Origin of the sequence: Halomonas sp., assembly GCF_041689495.1 — a bacterium.
Lineage (GTDB): Bacteria > Pseudomonadota > Gammaproteobacteria > Pseudomonadales > Halomonadaceae > Halomonas.
In genome coordinates this window covers 1-1,806 of record NZ_JBDNGD010000264.1, presented here as the reverse complement: position 1 = coordinate 1,806, position 1,806 = coordinate 1, and the positions used below count along the sequence as shown (strand labels likewise).

Genomic DNA, 1,806 nt, shown 5'->3' with positions numbered 1-1,806 from the left:
GAGGTGAAAGATGAGCAAGTCGATCGTAGTGGGCTCCACTCTGGCCGTGCTGGGGCTTGGCGGTCTGGCCTTCGGCGCCTGGCAGGTCCAGCAGGAAGAGGCAGGGCCCCAGTATGCGGAGATCGTCGATATCCAGGCGCTGACGCGCACCGTGGAAACGCCCCGTGAAGTCTGCGAGGACGTGGTGGTCAGTCAGGCCGCACCCAGCCGTGATCCCAACCGCATTGTCGGTACGGCCGCCGGCGCCCTGGTCGGTGGCCTGCTGGGCAACCAGATCGGCGGCGGCAGTGGCAAGAAGCTGGCGACAGTGGTGGGCGCCCTGGGTGGTGGCCTGGCCGGTCGCGAGGTGCAGGGACGCGTCGAGGCCAACCAGCGAGTCCAGACGACCCAACGCCAATGCCAAACCGTGATGGACTCCCATCAGGAGACCCAGGGCTACGAGGTCTCCTGGCGCCACGGTGAAGCCGTCCAGACCAGCCGTCTCGATAGTGCCCCTCAGGGAAATCGAGTGCTGCTCGAGGACGGTCAGCCTCGCTGGGAAGCGGTCAGCTCCAGCGAGGGCTGAGCCCCTCGCCGCGAGACGAGACGCCCCGGTCGAAAGACCGGGGCTTCCTGCTGTTCAGGGAAGGCGAGCCGGATCAGACGTGGCGCAGGTACCAGTCATATTCCAGCCGGCTGACGTTCTGCAGGGCATGGTTACGCTCGGCCCGGCGGTTGGTCAGGTAGACATGCACGAAATCAGCGCCCAGGGCGTCATTGAGAGGTCTCGAACCCTCCAGTAGCTCCAGGGCGCGGTACCAGCTGTTGGTCAGGCTGGGCTCGCACTGGTCGTAAGCGTTGCCGGTGACCGGTGGTGGCGGGGTGAGTTCGGCGGCCAGGCCGTGATCGATGCCGGCCAGCAGGGTGGCCAGCAACAGGTAGGGATTGGCATCGGCACCGGCGACACGGTGCTCGATGCGTCGCGCGGCGTTGGGCCCCGAGGGAATGCGCAGCGCCACCGAGCGGTTGTCGAATCCCCAGTTGGGCGCCATGGGGACATAGAGACCAGGCTGGAAACGACGGAAGGAATTGATGTTGGGCGCGAACATCGCCATGGAGGCCGGCATCAGTTCGATCAGGCCGGCGATAGCCTGGCGAAGCTTTGCCGTGCCGAGAGGATTGCCGTCGGCGGCGGCAAAGACATTGTTACCGGCCTCGTCCAGCAGGCTGATGTGCACATGGGTGCCGTTACCGGCCTCAAGGCCGTAGGGCTTGGCCATGAAGGTGGCCTCGAAGCCGTGGGCCAGTGCCACGCCCTTGATCAGACGCTTGAGCAATACGGCGCTGTCGCAGGCGATCATGGCATCGTCGCAGTGGATCAGGTTGATCTCGAACTGGCCGGGGGCGCACTCCTTGAGTGTCGTGTCGAGAGGCAGGCCCTGAACCCTGGCGGTGTCCTGGATCTCCTCCAGGAAGTCGGCGTACTCGTCGAGTTCATTGATCGAGTAGAGCTGGCTCTGGCTGGCACGTTCTCCGGTGGCCGGTGAACAAGGGGGCTGTACCATGCCCAGGGCATCCCGCACCCGATCGATCAGGTAGAATTCCATCTCTACCGCTACCACTGGGTTCAGACCCTGTGTCCGGAGACGCTCGATCTGACAGGCCAGGACATGGCGAGGATCGGCGAAGAAGCGCCTGCCATCGGGTTCATGCATGCTCATCAAGAGCTGGGCCTGGCGGCCCTGGCGCAGCCAGGGGCTCGGCATCAGGCTGCCGGGCACCGGGTGACAGACCCTGTCACTGTCGCCGATGGAGAGCCCCAGCCCG

At 65.3% G+C, this 1,806-nt stretch carries 2 protein-coding genes; one reads left to right on the top strand and one right to left on the bottom strand.

What is annotated here, in order from left to right:
- The first annotated feature begins 10 nt into the window (after positions 1–10).
- Positions 11–565, top strand: coding sequence for a glycine zipper 2TM domain-containing protein (locus ACESMD_RS09205; protein WP_372612463.1), 555 nt, complete (start codon positions 11–13; stop codon positions 563–565).
- A 73-nt stretch (positions 566–638) separates the two neighbouring features.
- On the opposite strand, the gene ACESMD_RS09200 is transcribed toward ACESMD_RS09205, so the two are convergent.
- Positions 639–1,806, bottom strand: a 1,168-nt coding sequence (locus ACESMD_RS09200; protein WP_372612461.1) for a glutamine synthetase family protein, incomplete at its 5' end; no start/stop codon positions are given.